General features: G+C 65.4%; 10 protein-coding genes. 7 read left to right on the forward strand and 3 right to left on the reverse strand.

Going from position 1 to position 14,637, the window contains the following annotated elements; translation table 11 throughout:
- Window positions 1–60 precede the first annotated feature (60 nt).
- From VGK32_12215 to VGK32_12235, 5 genes are all read left to right on the forward strand, one after another.
- Window positions 61–558 (forward strand): Rab family GTPase, encoded by a 498-nt coding sequence (locus tag VGK32_12215; protein HEY3382529.1) that lies wholly within the window; start codon window positions 61–63, stop codon window positions 556–558.
- Entirely contained in the window at window positions 555–3,017 is a 2,463-nt protein-coding gene (locus tag VGK32_12220) for a PAS domain S-box protein (protein HEY3382530.1), read from the forward strand. The genes VGK32_12215 and VGK32_12220 overlap by 4 nt, the downstream gene beginning before the upstream one ends.
- A gap of 96 nt (window positions 3,018–3,113) precedes the next feature.
- Window positions 3,114–4,328 carry an ISAzo13 family transposase gene (locus VGK32_12225; GenBank protein ID HEY3382531.1) on the forward strand — a complete coding sequence of 405 codons (1,215 nt, stop codon included), beginning with the start codon at window positions 3,114–3,116 and terminating at the stop codon, window positions 4,326–4,328.
- 376 nt (window positions 4,329–4,704) lie between these two features.
- Window positions 4,705–5,343: a hypothetical protein gene (locus tag VGK32_12230; GenBank protein ID HEY3382532.1), complete on the forward strand. Its 639-nt coding sequence runs from the start codon at window positions 4,705–4,707 to the stop codon at window positions 5,341–5,343.
- A 14-nt stretch (window positions 5,344–5,357) separates the two neighbouring features.
- Complete coding sequence (locus tag VGK32_12235) at window positions 5,358–7,622, forward strand: hypothetical protein (protein ID HEY3382533.1); 2,265 nt, start codon at window positions 5,358–5,360, stop codon at window positions 7,620–7,622.
- A 91-nt stretch (window positions 7,623–7,713) separates the two neighbouring features.
- On the opposite strand, the gene VGK32_12240 is transcribed toward VGK32_12235, so the two are convergent.
- Window positions 7,714–8,910, reverse strand: a complete 1,197-nt coding sequence (locus VGK32_12240) for an ISAzo13 family transposase (GenBank protein HEY3382534.1) — start codon at window positions 8,908–8,910, stop codon at window positions 7,714–7,716.
- 73 nt (window positions 8,911–8,983) lie between these two features.
- The gene (locus VGK32_12245) at window positions 8,984–9,955 is read right to left on the reverse strand and encodes a cation diffusion facilitator family transporter (protein HEY3382535.1); all 972 of its coding nucleotides are present in this window, start codon (window positions 9,953–9,955) and stop codon (window positions 8,984–8,986) included.
- A gap of 184 nt (window positions 9,956–10,139) precedes the next feature.
- Between VGK32_12245 and VGK32_12250 the strand changes: the two genes are divergently transcribed.
- Together VGK32_12250 and VGK32_12255 are read left to right on the forward strand one after the other, a co-directional pair.
- Window positions 10,140–12,482: a M20/M25/M40 family metallo-hydrolase gene (locus VGK32_12250; GenBank protein ID HEY3382536.1), complete on the forward strand. Its 2,343-nt coding sequence runs from the start codon at window positions 10,140–10,142 to the stop codon at window positions 12,480–12,482.
- Between the two features lie 20 nt (window positions 12,483–12,502).
- A complete protein-coding gene (locus VGK32_12255) occupies window positions 12,503–13,267 on the forward strand; it encodes a hypothetical protein (GenBank protein ID HEY3382537.1) in 765 nt (254 codons plus the stop codon).
- A gap of 26 nt (window positions 13,268–13,293) precedes the next feature.
- On the opposite strand, the gene VGK32_12260 is transcribed toward VGK32_12255, so the two are convergent.
- Window positions 13,294–14,400, reverse strand: a complete 1,107-nt coding sequence (locus tag VGK32_12260) for a porin (GenBank protein HEY3382538.1) — start codon at window positions 14,398–14,400, stop codon at window positions 13,294–13,296.
- Window positions 14,401–14,637 lie beyond the last annotated feature (237 nt).

Here is a 14,637-nt window from a genome sequence, read left to right on the forward strand (position 1 = left end):
CCACCCCCTGGGCTGCTCGAGGGCCGCGGCCCGGGCGGCTGCACTCTCGGATCCAGATCGATGATCCAGAAGAAGGTCTGCCTGATCGGGGCGTTCGCCGTCGGCAAGACGTCGCTCGTGGCGCGCTACGTCCGAAGTGTGTTCTCCGACAAGTACCTGACAACGGTCGGCGTGAAGATCGAGCGGAAATCTGTTTCAGTCGCCGACCTCGAGGTCAGGTTGATTCTCTGGGACCTCCACGGCGAGGACGAATTCCAGAAGGTCCGCACGTCCTACATGCGCGGTTCCTCCGGCATCATCCTCGTCGCGGACGGCACGCGGCGCGAGACCCTCGACAAGGCGATCCTGCTTCACGGGGAGGTGAGAGCCGCGGTGGGCGAGGTCCCGTGCGTACTCGCCCTCAACAAGTGCGACCTCGTCCATGAGTGGGAACTCGACGAGGCCGCCGCTGCCAGGGTTCAGGCCCAAGGCTGGACCGTCGTCAACACGAGCGCGAAGACGGGCACCGGCGTTGAGGAGATGTTCGCGGTCATGGTTCGCAGGATGCTAGGGGCATGATTGAGCTGCCTCGTCCCGTCATCGACTACCTCGTCGATGCTGTCGCTCTCGATCGCTCGCCGGCGTACCTCGAGGTGTCGCGGGAGGGCACGCTGGTCGATTGGGGCGGTGCCGTCGACACGTACGGCCTCCGGCATCTCGTGCGGGGCGCGCGGGTCGAGGAGCAGGTCGTCTCCCTCGAGGGGCTGCTGCCGGCCGACGACGACGGCACCTGCCTGCCCTGCGTCGCGCTCGACTCCAGCTCACCTGCGGACATCTGCGTCTTTCGCCGAGACGGGCGCGACTGGGTCGTCCTCCTGGATGCATCCCCATTCGAGGTTCGGAGTCGGATCCCACAACAAGTCGCCAACGAGTTGACGCTCGACGCCCCGGTCACCGGTGGCGCCGCCAGCGGCGCGTCGCTGTTGAGTTCGCTGTTCGGGGCGCTGGATCTCGTCGTGCTCGAGCGTCAAGACGACGGGGCCTTCACGCTCGTGAGCGGCGTCACCTCGTGGTGGCTCGCGCTGTTTCCCGAGGCCCGGCCCGGGGCCACGGGTCTCAGGCCGCAGGAGTTGCTCCACTTCCTGGCGAATTTCCTCGTCGATGCCGACGCGTTCTGGCGCCTGCGCGTGGAGGGTGCGCCGCTCAGGTCCGGGCCATGGCAGGAAACGTCGACCCTGTCCGAGACCGACTGGCTCGAGGCGACCGCGCTGTCGTTGCAGGGGAAGTCGCTGTTGATCCTCGCGGGGCCGCTCGCGATTCCCGCCGACAGGCAGACGTTCCTGCAGTCTGGCCGGATGAAAAGCCTCGAAGTCGCTGCGCACCTTCGCACCGAGGCGGGGCTTCAGCTCGTGAAGAAGGGACTGGAGGCCGACGCGCTCCGGCGCACGGCCGATCTGGCCGAAGCAAATCGCAGGCTCGAGCGCGAACTCGCGGAGCGCCGGGCGACGGAGGCACGGGTCCGGATGCTCGCGCACAGCCTCGAGAGCATCGCCGAGATGGTCTCCGTGACCGACTCCGAGGATCGGTTCACGTTCGTGAACAAGTCGTTCCTCGACTGCTATGGCTACACGGAAGACGAGGTGATCGGGCAGCACGTCAGTGTCGTCTGGTCGAGCAAGAATCCGCCGGCGTTGACGCAGGAGATTCTGCGGGAGACCAGGAGAGGAGGCTGGAGCGGTGAGCTGGACAACACCAGGAAGGACCGCTCCGAGTTCCCGATCTATCTCAGTACGTCGCAGGTGAAGGACGACTCCGGTCAGGTGTCCGGCCTCGTTGGTGTCTGTCGGGATATCACCGAGCAGCGGCAAACCCAGGAGGCGATGCGGCAGGTCGAGGATCAGTTCCGCCAGGCCCAGAAGATGGAGGCCGTCGGCCGGCTCGCCGGCGGAGTGGCGCACGACTTCAACAACCTGCTCACCGTCATGAACGGCTACACCGAAATCGCCTTGGCCAGCATGAGCCCGTCCGATCCGGTCGCCGCCGACATCCTGCAGGTGAAGCGCGCCGGCGAACGAGCCGCTGCTCTGACCGGGCAGCTCCTGACGTTCAGCCGCAAGCAGATCATCGCGCCGAGAACCATCGACCTCAACGACGTCACCGCGAGCACCGCCACGCTGCTGCAACGCGTGCTCGGAGAGGACGTGCACCTGAGAATCGAACTCAACGCAGCCCCGGCGCTGATTCGCGCAGACCGTGCACAGACCGAACAGATCATCATGAACCTGGCCGTCAACGCCAGGGATGCGATGCCTCACGGAGGCGTCCTGACCGTCGAGGTGTCGAGCGTCGAGTTCGAGGCGGGAGTCCCCAATCGCTTCGACGTTCAGCCAGGGAAGTACGCGACGCTCGGCGTCGCCGATACTGGAACCGGGATGGCCGAGGAAACGCGGTCTCGGGTCTTCGAGCCGTTCTTCACGACCAAGAGCGAGGGCCTCGGAACAGGCCTCGGTCTCTCCATGGTCTACGGGATCGTCAGGCAGAGCGGCGGTGGCATCGTGGTCGACAGCAGTCCCGGGCAGGGGTCTCGATTCACCGTCTGCCTTCCCTGGAGCGTCGACGATCGGCCGGTCGTCGACGCCACCCCCGTCGCGGGAATGGAGTCTCGCCGGCACGAGGTCGTGCTGCTCGTCGAGGACGAAGACGCGGTCCGCAATCTCGTGCGGACACTGCTCGAGGCCGACGGACACGTGGTCCTCGAGGCGCGAAGTGGCGAGGACGCGATCAAGTTGTCGCGGAAGCACTCCGGCCCCATCCACCTGCTCCTCACCGATACCGTGATGCCCGGGATGAACGGCTGCGACCTGGCCGGGCGTCTGGCTCCGCGGCGGCCCGAGATGAAGGTCCTGTACATGTCTGGGTATCCCGACGACGTCATGCTGCGCTACCAGGTACAGGACCGTGGCGCGGCATTCCTGCAGAAGCCGTTCGAGCGCCATGTTCTCGCGCGAAAGGTGCGCGAGGTACTCGACGCGACCTGAGGTTGCGCGGCACCACTTCGTGTGCGGATGAGAAGGCTAAGGACTCTGACCACAATTAGTGTTTCATCTGCGGTTCATCTGTGATCTAATGACCGCATGCGACGCGACCTCGATGTCGAAGCGGCCATCGTGGCCAAGTACGTCGTGTTGGAGCCGGTGCTCGATGAACGCGCACGGCGGCTGTGGGCGGCCGCCGAATCGCGCGCGATTGGATTCGGCGGCGATGCCTTGGTGGCGGCCGCGACCGGGATGGCGCGACAGACCATCCGCCGAGGTCGTGAGGAACTGGCGGCAGGTCCCGTCGCGACCGGACGGATTCGGCGGCCTGGCGCGGGGCGTCCGATCCTGGAAGCGAAGCAACCGGGCTTGGCGGCCGCGCTGGAGCGCTTGGTCGAGCCGGTGACTCGGGGCGATCCGACCTCGCCGTTGCGGTGGACCTGTAAGAGCCGCGGCAACCTGACGGACGCCCTGGTGAAGCAGGGCTGGGCCGTCAGTTCGACGACGGTGGGCCGCCTGCTGCACGCCTTGGGCTATCGCCTCCAGTCCGTGCGCAAGAGTCGGGAGGGCACGGTGCACCCGGATCGGAATGCGCAGTTCGACTGGATCAACGGGATCGCCGCCGCGTTCTTGGAGCGCGGGCAACCTGTCATTTCCGTGGACACCAAGAAGAAGGAACTGGTCGGGGACTTCAAGAACGCTGGCCGGGAATGGCAGCCGTCGGGGACGCCGGAGGCGGCGCTCGTGCATGACTTCCCCACGGACGCCGTCGGCAAGGCGATTCCCTACGGCGTGTATGACATGGCTCGCAACGAGGCGTGGGTCAGCGTGGGCCGCGACCATGACACGCCCGCCTTCGCGGTGGCCTCGATCCGCCAGTGGTGGAAGATGATGGGTCGCCGCGCCTACCCGACGGCCGAGGCCCTCTTCATCACCGCCGACGCCGGCGGAAGCAACGGCTACCGTGCTCGGGCGTGGAAGACGGAACTGCAGACCCTGGCCGATGCGCTGCGCCTCTGCATCCACGTGTCGCACTTTCCACCGGGGACGAGCAAGTGGAACAAGATCGAGCACCGGCTCTTCTGCCACATCACGCAGAACTGGCGCGGCAAGCCCCTTCGCACCTTCGAGACCGTCGTCGAACTGATTGGCCACACGCGTACCGCCGCCGGTCTCCGCGTCAAAGCCCGGTTGGACACGGCGACGTATGCGACCGGGCGTGTCGTGACACGAGCGGAGATGAACGAACTGGCGTTGCACCCCTATGACTTTCACGGGGAGTGGAACTACGAACTGCGACCCCGGCGAAGTTGATTAGATTATTTCGATCAAACGCCTAAGTTACAGATTCTACAGCCCACTAAAGGGTTCGCCGGCACAACCGCGCGGCTACTCTGGGGGATGAGGCGCCCGACTAGGCAGCAACTGCGTAGCAACCCCAAGACCGCGTGAATTGAGCCACCAGTGTCTCCGCCGACGGTCGACGCCGCGGCACTAGCTGAGTCGTGAGCGAAAGAATCCGCCGCGGTCGCGGGCGGTGGGCGTCGGTTTCGCCGGCCAGTCGGTGGATGTTCGTCAGTCGCGAGAGTGGCGACCGAGCCTAGCTGTGTCCGCGCAGTGGAACGCCAGCGTCAAACCGTGGCATTCTTGCGCTGTGGCCGAGCTTCGTGGCGTCTGCGCGTACTGTGGCATGGAGAACAGCATCACGCGCGACCACATTCCCCCGAAAGTGCTGCTGGCGGAGCCCTTTCCCCCAAACCTGCTTACTGTACCGGCGTGCTTGGACTGCAACCGTGGGTTTCAGCGGGATGACGACTACACGCGGATCGTTCTGGCGCTCGACCTCAGGGCGCAGACCAACCGGAGCGCGGCAGAGAAGCTGCCTGCGATCTTCCGGTCCCTCACACGGCCAGAGGCCATGAGATTCACGGATTCGCTCCGATCCAGCGTCAGTCCGAGCTCGGTGGTCGATGCGAACGGACGCCCGCTCGGGTCCGTGTTCAAGCCCGATGTCTCGCGAATAGAGGCGACAGGGAAACACATCGCTCGGGGTCTGCACTTCTCATTCTGCGGGCAGGCGCTGCCTCTCGATTACCGACTATACGTCCACTCGAAGCCAGGCTACGACTCGTTCGACTTCTTCGTCCCGCACTTCGAGCGCTTCTACGCGAAGTGCTCTGCACACCGCGAGGGGCGGGTGGGTGACGTCTTCAGCTACGTGGCAGCGTCGGCAGGCGACGCCTATGCTTGGCTTCTGCTGCTGTACGAGTACTTCTGGTGGGCTGTCATCGCGGTCCCGCCCACTTTCGGACTTTCGCAATCGGGCTAGTTCAGAGACCGTCCATGTACGAATTGCATAGTCTCGGCTGGAGCAACTTCCAGAAACTCTGCCTGACGATTGTCAGAGAGATCCTGGGCCAGACTGTTGAGTCGTTCCTCGACTCCAACGATGGTGGTCGCGACGGTGCCTTCGCAGGTAACTGGAAGGCGACCGGGAACGAGGCGCTCAGCGGGCGTTTCGTCATTCAATGCAAGTTCACAGCGAGGTCTAACCGTGCCCTTCGGCTCGCCGACCTGAAGGACGAGGTCGCCAAGGTCGGACGCCTAGTCGCGCAAGGAGTATGCGACGTATACGTGGTACTGACCAACGCCGGCGTGTCCGGCAAACGCGCTGCTCAGGTTGAGGACCTTCTGCGGAAGACCGGCGTCCAACAGGTCCTGGTCCTTGGCCTCGACTGGATTTGCGGCCAAATCCGGCAGAACAAGAACTTGCGAATGCAGGTTCCTCGGCTGTATGGACTTGGCGACCTCACTCAGATTCTCGACGAGCGCGCCTACAGCCAGGCGACGGCCGTTCTGGCGTCCCTTCGCGAAGACCTGGCGAAGATAGTCATCACCGAGGCGTACCGTAAGGCGTCAGAGGCTCTCAGCGAGCATGGCTTTGTGCTTCTGATCGGCGAACCCGCGGCCGGCAAAACGACTGTCGCTTCGCTCCTGTCGATGTCCGCAATCGACCAGTGGGGTGTGTCCCTTGTGAAGCCCGACAGGCCCGCCAAGCTGGTTGAGCGGTGGAACCCCGACGAGCCTTCCCAGTTCTTCTGGCTCGACGATGCCTTTGGCCCCACGCAATACGAGGCGTCGCTCGTTCAGGAGTGGAACCGCAATATTGCCGAGATCCGCACGATGCTGAAGCGCGGAGCGAAGATCGTCATGACGTCGCGTGACTATATCTATAGCCGCGCCCGCAACGACCTCAAGGAAGGCGCGTTCCCGCTGCTCGAGGAGGGCAAAGTCGTCATAGACGTTCACAATCTGACGGCCGACGAGCGGCGGCAGATTCTGTACAACCATCTAAAGCTCGGACGGCAACCAAAGAAGTTCAAGACCGACGCGAAGCCGTTCCTGGAGGCGGTTGCTGCACACCCCCGATTCATCCCGGAGACGGCCAGACGCATGGCAGATCCCGTCTTCACAAAAGGGCTATACCTCAGCGCATACCACCTTCACGAGTTCGTCGAGAAGCGAGAGCAACTCCTCCGCGAAATCCTGCAGAACCTCGACAACGACAGCAAAGCGGCGCTCGGCCTCATTTACATGCGCAACGACCGTCTGCACAGCCCCATCGAATTGCAGGCGTCTGAGGAGAAGGCGCTCGACCGGCTCGGGAGCACCGTCGGCGCCTGTCGGACAGCGCTGGAGGCGTTGAATGGCAGCCTCGTCCAGCGCTTCTACGCCGATGGCGAGTACTTCTGGCGGTTCAAGCATCCGACAATCGGCGACGCCTATGCATCGATTCTTGTTGAGAGTCCAGAACTGCTCGACATCTATGTCCAGGGGAGCACTCCTGAGAAGCTTGTAGAGCAAGTAGCCTGTGGCGACGTTGGGATCGAGAAAGCGGTGGTCCTGCCGAACACGCTCTTTCCACTGATGCTAAGGCGCCTCGACGAGTTCTCGTCGCGAGACTACAAGGACCCTTGGCTAGCACGATGGGCGGACAGACACGGTATCCAGAGTTTCCTGACCCGCCGCTGTTCGAAGGAATTCGTGGCGCTCTACCTTGAGTGTCACCCGGATCTGCTGGAAAGGATCGCCAAGCCCGGCCTCTTGCTCAGCGCGGTTCCCGAAGTCACCCTCGCGGCACGCCTTCACGAACTGGGTTTGCTCCCAGAGGAACACCGAAAGCAGTTCATCGCGACCGTTAGCGAGTACGCACTCGACGGCAGCGATCTCTATGCGCTTGACGATTACACAATCCGGGGTGTCTTTGAGCCGGAGGAATTCGGCGAACTGCTCGAGCGCGTCCGTACGGAGTTGGTGCCCAGGCTGAAGTCAGTTCGGCATGAGTGGCAGAGTAACCTCCCTTCGGACGGGTCTCCGGACGGACACATGGAGCCGCTCCTCGACTCGTTCAAGGCCTTGAAGCGCCATTTTTCAGACGATCAAGATATCGTGCGTATCGTCGACGATGAAATCGAGTTGGCCAACGAGTGGATGGCCGAGCACATGCCGGATGCGTCCAAGGACAAGCCCTCGAGAAGACTGCCTCCCCTCTCGGGCTCTGCGCAGCCGCCGAGCGAGCGGAGCATTTTCGACGACGTCGATGCCTGAGCTTAGCCAGGTTGATTTCGGCGTACACCGAGAGTCCGCGTGGTTTCGCTCGCCTAAACCTAACCTAAGGCGCCTGATCGATATTGAATAGTCAACTTCGCCGCGGGCGCAATTCGTAGTTCCACTCACCGTGGAAGTCATGGGGATGCAGCGACAACTCGCTCATCTCGGCGCGAGTGACCACGACGCCCGTGGGATAGGTCCTCGGGTCCAGCTTGGCCTTGACGCGGAGGCCGCTGGCGGTGCGCGTGTGGCCGATCAATGCGACGAGGGTCTCGAACGTCCGAAGCGGTTTCCCGCGCCAGTTCTGCGTGATGTGGCAGAAGAGCCGATGCTCGATCTTGTTCCACTTGCTCGTGCCGGGCGGAAAGTGGGACACGTGAACCCGCAACTGGAGCGCATCGGCCAGCGCCTGTACTTCGGTCTTCCACGCGCGGGCGCGGTAGCCGTTGCTGCCTCCCGAGTCGGCGGTGATGTAGAGGGCCTCCGCCTTCGGGTACGCCCGTCGCCCCATCATCGTCCACCACTGCCGAATCGACGCGGCGGCGAACGCCGGCGTGTCATGGTCGCGTCCCACGCTCACCCACGCCTCGTTGCGCGCCATGTCGTACACGCCGTAGGGAATCGCCTTGCCGACGGCGTCCGTGGGGAAGTCATGCACGAGCGCCGTCTCCGGCTGTCCCGCGGGATGCCATTCCTGGCCGGCATTCTTGAAGTTCCCGACCAGTTCCTTCTTCTTGGTATCCACCGAAATGACCGGTTGCCCGTCCTGCAGAAACAGCGCCGCGGTCGCGTTGATCAGCTCGAACTGCGCGTTCCGATCGGGATGCGACGTGCCTTCGCGGCTCTTGCGCACCGATTGCAGACTGTAGCCCAACTCGTGCAGCAACCGGCCCACCGTGGTCGAACCCACGCCCCAGCCCTGCTTCACCAAGGCCGCCGTCAACTGCGCGCGGCTCTTGCAGGTCCAGCGCAACGGCGACGTCGGGTCGCCGCGCGTCAGCGGGTCGACCAGTTGCTCGAGGGCGGCGGTCAAGCCGCGTTGCCGGGCCTCCAGCACGGGACGCCCCGCGCCAGGTCGTCGGATGCGTCCCGTGATCGCGACGCCTGCCGCCAATTCCTGGCGGCGCCGTCGGATCGTGTCGCGCGCCAAGCCGGTGACGGCCGACACCAACGCATCGCCTCCGAAGCCGATGGCTCGCGATTCCGTGGCGGCCCAGAGCCGCCGCGCTCGCTCATCGAGGACCGGTTCCAAGACCGCGTATTTCGCTACGACCGTCGCTTCGATGTCGAGGTTACGTCGCACGCACCTATTAGATCATGACTCAGCAGTATCTGTAGAAGTAATTTACGTCAGACTCCTAAGTCCTTCCGATCGGCGATTCCTCGGAGGATGGGTCGGCGTCGACCGATGTGGGCGCCGGCGAAGGAGCGGCCCTGTCGAGGTGGAGGTCCTCCCACGACGCGGGATCGTCGAGCGATTCAAGGTGCGTGGAGACCGTCACGTCCGGAACGACGGCCCGAATCCGGCTTTCGATTTCCTCGAGCAGCTTGTGTCCCCGGTGGACCGTCCACGCGCCGGGCACCAGCACGTGGAACTCTACGAACCGCCTGACCCCGGACTGCCGTGTCCGGAGCGCATGGTACCCGATACCGTCCTTCAAGCGGCTGTCCAGCGCCGCACGCACGGCCGCCATTTCAGCGGCCGGCAGCGAGGTGTCCATCAGCCCGAGGACCGATTTCCGCACGATGCGCGACCCGGTCCACACGATGTTCGCCGCCACGAACAAAGCGACGATCGGGTCCAGGCGGAGCCAGCCCGTCGCCACGACGGCACCCACGCCGACGATGACGCCGGCGGAGGTCCAGACATCGGTGAGGAGGTGCTGTGCATTCGCCTCGAGCGTGATGGAGCGGTTCTGCTTCCCGGCGCGAAGCAGCACGAGTGCGACCGCGAGATTGACGAGGGATGCCCCGACGGACACCGCGAGCCCGACGCCGACCTGCTCGAGCGGCCGAGGCGCCAGCACACGTTGCCCCGCCGCCACGCCGATACCTAGCGTCGCGACCAGAATCAGCGTCCCCTCGACCCCGCTCGAGAAATATTCTGCCTTGCTGTGGCCGTACGAGTGATCCTCGTCGGCGGGCCGGGCCGCGATGGTCAGCATGCTGAGCGCCATGATGGCGCCGACCAGGTTGACGAGCGACTCCATGGCATCGGACAGGAGTCCAACCGATCCGGTCAGAAGGTAGGCAATCGTCTTGAGCAGAATGGTGGCGACGGCGGCGCCGATCGAGAGCCAGGCGAAGCGCTTGAGATTTGGCGTCCCCACGGCTCTCAGGATACCTGACCGCGGCCGCCAGGCCCAGCGTCACCACGCGGGCGCCCTGATATAGAATGCCTCGTCCTGACCGTCGATCGAGACGACCGTCCCCCTGGCAGGCCGCCTTCAGCATCCTGCCAGACCCAGGTCAACGCAGATCAGCGAACCGCACCCGTTCTTCGAGGAGTTGAACATGAGCGTGAGGTCTGCCGCCGCCGTCCTGTTCGGCGTCATTCTCTTCACCGTCCCGGGGTTGTCGCAAGGCCGGCAGGCGTCGTTCGACGGGAAGCTGGCCTTCGAGCACGTCAAGGCCCTGTCGGCCGACACGATGCTCGGTCGAAAGAGCGGCGAGCCCGCCGATCGGGTGGCCGCCGACTACATCGTCGGAAAGCTCCGTGAATGGGGGATCGAGCCGGCCGGGACGAACGGCGGCTACGTTCAGGACATGACGTTCGAGTACTACGAGGTCCAACGCGGGGCCTCCCTCGCCTTCTCAGCGCACAACCGGACGCGTGACTTCGTGTACGGCGAGGACTGGCGGCAGTACCGCTATTCCGGCTCCGGGCCGCTCGCCTCCGGGGTCGTGTTCGCCGGCTACGGGATCTCGGCGCCGCAGAAGGGCTACGACGATTACGCGGGCGTGGACGTGCGGAACAAACTCGTGCTGTTCGCCGTCGAGACGCCGCGCCGATACGAGGCGAGCCTGAAGGAAGAAGCGCAGCTTCAGAACAGAGTGAGGGCGGCGCAGGAGCACGGGGCGCGCGGCGTGCTCACCTTCCGCATCGACGCGCAACCGGCCGGCGGGTTCTTCCGGGGCGGCCTGCGCAAGGACATCTACAAGTCCGACTTCGTCATCCTCTCGATCGAGAGCAAGGTGGTCGACTTCCTCTTCAAGTGGCAGAAGGCCGACCCCCGCTACTTCTTCCAGCAAATCGAGGCGACGGGCCGCCCGCAGTCCTACGACCTCGGCACCCAGTCGTTCCTCAACCTGCAGGTCGTGTTCGACGAGAAGCGGCCAACGGCGAACGTGCTGGCAAAGATCACGGGCAGCGATCCGAAGCTCGCGAACGAGTACGTCGTCGTGGGCGGCCACATGGATCACCTCGGCGTCGACATGGCCGGAGACGTGTTGAACGGCGCCGATGACGATGCGTCGGGGACGGCCGTGGTGATGGAGTCGGCGCGGGCGTTGAAGGCCAGTCCGCTCAAGCCGAAGCGCACCATCATCTTCGCCTTGTGGGCAGCCGAGGAGTCGGGGCTGCTCGGCTCGAAGTGGTACACGGAGCATCCGCCCTATCCCCTCGAGAAGACGGTGGCCAACATCAACCTGGACATGGAGGGCCACGGGACCGGCAAGGTGGGCGCGAGCGGCGCCTACTACGCGCCGGAGACGTGGGAGATCCTGAAGGCGGGCCTGCCCAAGGCCGTGCTCGACAACACCGTTCCCGGCCGCGGCGGGCCCGGCGGATCGGATCACACACACTTCCTGTACAACGGCATCCCGGCGTTCATGGTCAGCACCGCCGGCCCGCACTTCAAGACGAATCGCGTGGGCGACGTGATCGACCTGATCAAACCGGAGATTCTCCAGAACTCGGGTGACTTCGTGGTCTCGGCCCTCGAGGTGCTCAGCACCGATTCCCGGATCACGGTGCTCCCGTCGAGGAAGGAGACGTTCTACTGGCGCTACGGAACAATCGTCAACCACGCGGCGCAGACGTTCGAGCAGGCGGTCGTCGAGCACAGGGACGTGCAGGATCCGGACGTCGACCTGCAGCTCGTGACCGTGCCGGGCAAGGCCGGCGCGAGCGGCGACCTCTTACGGCTCGAGGTCATGAGAGCGCTCCTGTCCGCGAAGGACCGAACCGAGCAGACCCGCGGGCTCTCCATCTACGGGAGCCCGGCGCCGGCAGGCGCGCCCATGATGGGACCGCGAGAGCCTTCGAAGACGGCGTTGCTCCTCGGCCTGAACGGCCTGTCGGCACTGCGCGGCGAAGCCCGGTGGGCGGACGCGTTCGCCCGCCAGGGGCTGGCTTTTGTCGTGATCGACCAGCCCGGCGCGGTGTTCGCCGGCGCCGGCCTGACGCCGGAGGGGAAGAAGGTCGTTGAGGCCATCGGCGACGCGAACCTGCTCCTCATCGCGAAGGGCCTGAGCGGACCGCAGACCAAGGCGCTCCTGGCCGCGGCCCGGAAGCCCGTGGTGGTCGAGGCCTCCGCGCTGCCGGACGCCGACGTCCTCGATCTGGTGAAGAAGACGGAATCGACGGTCGGCCTGGTGCTGCGGAGCGGCGAGCCGCCTTCGTCGTACGTCGCCAGGCTCGACGCGGCGCGCAAGGCAGTCGGCGCGGATGCGGTGGCGATCGTGAACGAGTCGCCCCTCTGGCAGGCCCCCGGCCGCAGCCAGATGCTCGGCGTCATCGGCGAGATGCTGAAGGCCGGCTACTCTCTGGAGGACATGGCGAACGCCACGTCCGGGGCGTTCACGCGGGCCCTCGCAAGATCGCGCGGCACGGATTCACCTGGCGCACGCCGATGAATCATCTGCGCGAGGCAGCGATGGCTGTCTTCACCGTGCTGGCGCTGGCCCTGGCTGGAAGCCTCTGCGCGCAGGAGGCGTCATCTCTCTCGCCGCCGCCGCCGCCCGCCACGGGCGCCGGCCAGGACATTCCGGCGGCGCAGACCGACGGCAACGGCCTGCGGCTCTCGTTCGGGGCGAGCGGTACCTTCGCGAGCGCCTTCGTGTGGCGAGGATTCCTGCTGGGATCGGATCCGGCGTTCCAGCCGAGCGTGTGGGCCAAGGTCGGCCCTCTGACCATCACCTCGTGGTCGAACAGCCACGTGCGCTCGGCGTCGGGCGTCATCTATACCGAGCACGACCTCATCATCGACTACTCACGCGAGGTGCGTGGGGTGACGCTGTCGGTCGGCTGGATCAACTACATGTTTCCACGCCAGGCGAGCGGCAGGTATTCGAACGAGTTCTACGTCGCCGCAGCGGCCGGCGGCTACTTCGCCCCGAAGGCGCAGGTGTATCACGACGTCAATGAAGGGAGCGGCACCTACGCGACGATTGGCATCAGCCACGAGTACGGCCTGGGATCGACGAAGGTGTCGCTGACCCCCGGCGTCAGCGTCGGCTACAACCACCACCAGTGGACCGAACGCACCGGGTTCAGCGACATCACAACGGGCCTGGCACTGGTGGTGCCAACTCCGATACCGCACTGTGCCCTGCAAGCGTTCCTCAACTATTCGCACGGCCTCGATACGGCGGTGTTCCAGCGACAGGTCTACGGTGGTGTCACGCTGAGCGTGCAGTGAAAGCAGGCGCGCGGCCTGGCGAGCGCTCAGAAGATGACCTGGAGGCGCGCCGCGAGCACCGTCGCTGGCTCGCCCGGCCGGCGCGAGATGGGCGTCAGCAGATGGACCGCTGCCTTGGCCGAGCGGGCGAAGTAGTAGTTCACGCCCACTTCCCACTCCCGGTGCGTGGTGCCCGGTGGGCCGAGCCGAGGGTCGGAGGGATCGCGCAGCGCGAAGACGCGCCCGACCAGTTCGACCATGTAGAAACTCGGCCGCGGTGAGGCGGGCCGGAAGCGGCGGGTCGCCAGGAGGTAGTAGCCTCCGCATTCACCTGCCCCGCACTCGTCGCGTGTCTCGCGCAGCCACTCGGCTGCGATGTGATAGCTGCCTTCCTCGACAGTGACGTCCGCGCCGACGCGCGTACGCCGGCCGGCTGGCTGCGTGCCCGATTGCGCATTCGCGCCCACCTTCACGCCGGGTACCCCGGGAACCTGCCAGGTCACCCGCCCGACGTAGTCCTTCGCCGCGTTGTTGTCGCGCGCGTTCTGCCCCGCCCCGTTGATGATGGCGGCCGCGTACGAGATCCCCTTCCACACCGGCGCCGGTGCGAAGACCATGATGCCGATGTCACGCGAGGGGACGAATCGGTCGATCACGCGTTCGTAGGCCTCGTTGCGTGCCTCCGAGGTGAGCCGCTCGAGGCCGAACGGTGCGACGAACTGGCCGACGCGGACGTTCGCCAGGCGGGAGTGGTGAAACGTGATGTAAGCATCCGTCAGGACCGTGGGGTGCGCCAGGTCGGCCTGCACCGTCCACGCGATCTCCGGCGTGACATCGCCGCCCACCGACAGGCGCGCGCGGCGCAAGCGGAAGGAGTCGAGTTCGACATTGAGCGTCGTGTGGTCGTGGTCTCCGACGCCGAGCACGCCGTCACCCTGGAGAAACCCGCCGAACCTGAGCGGGCCTATCTTGATGGGCATGGCATCGTCGCCTGGCGCCTGCGGCACGACTGCGGTCGCGGTTGGCGGCGAGGCGGCGGCCTGCCGTGCAGGCGAGGCCTGCGAGGCCTGCGACGCGGGCAACGTGTTGGAGCCATCAGCCGGCGGAGCACCGACCGTGACGACGAGCAGCAGCCAGGGTACGACAGGAATCATGACGCGCGACGACGGCCGACAAGACGTTGACGGGACCAGTCACCGGGTGGCGGGCTGGCGCGAACGGGCACGGTAGAATACCAGACTCGGCCTGGCCTGCGGCTGTGATTGCGGGATTGATGCTGCCGGCCACCGCCCTCACCTCGGGTCCTCTGCCCCGCTGCTGCCCGAGCGCCTCTTCGATCCACGCGAGTAGATCTCCTCACCTCTGGCCAGCTGTGCCACTTGCTGCCTGGG

The sequence above is a fragment of the Vicinamibacterales bacterium genome (genome assembly GCA_036504215.1).
Lineage (GTDB): Bacteria > Acidobacteriota > Vicinamibacteria > Vicinamibacterales > Fen-181 > FEN-299.

What these genes read in the sequence shown, in the direction of transcription:
- VGK32_12215 (HEY3382529.1), top strand. Translation starts at nt 61, where the DNA reads ATGATCCAGAAGAAGGTCTGCCTGATCGGGGCGTTCGCCGTCGGCAAG.
- VGK32_12220 (HEY3382530.1), top strand. Translation starts at nt 555, where the DNA reads ATGATTGAGCTGCCTCGTCCCGTCATCGACTACCTCGTCGATGCTGTC.
- VGK32_12225 (HEY3382531.1), top strand. Translation starts at nt 3,114, where the DNA reads ATGCGACGCGACCTCGATGTCGAAGCGGCCATCGTGGCCAAGTACGTC.
- VGK32_12230 (HEY3382532.1), top strand. Translation starts at nt 4,705, where the DNA reads ATGGAGAACAGCATCACGCGCGACCACATTCCCCCGAAAGTGCTGCTG.
- VGK32_12235 (HEY3382533.1), top strand. Translation starts at nt 5,358, where the DNA reads ATGTACGAATTGCATAGTCTCGGCTGGAGCAACTTCCAGAAACTCTGC.
- VGK32_12250 (HEY3382536.1), top strand. Translation starts at nt 10,140, where the DNA reads ATGAGCGTGAGGTCTGCCGCCGCCGTCCTGTTCGGCGTCATTCTCTTC.
- VGK32_12255 (HEY3382537.1), top strand. Translation starts at nt 12,503, where the DNA reads ATGGCTGTCTTCACCGTGCTGGCGCTGGCCCTGGCTGGAAGCCTCTGC.
- VGK32_12260 (HEY3382538.1), bottom strand. Translation starts at nt 14,400, where the DNA reads ATGATTCCTGTCGTACCCTGGCTGCTGCTCGTCGTCACGGTCGGTGCT.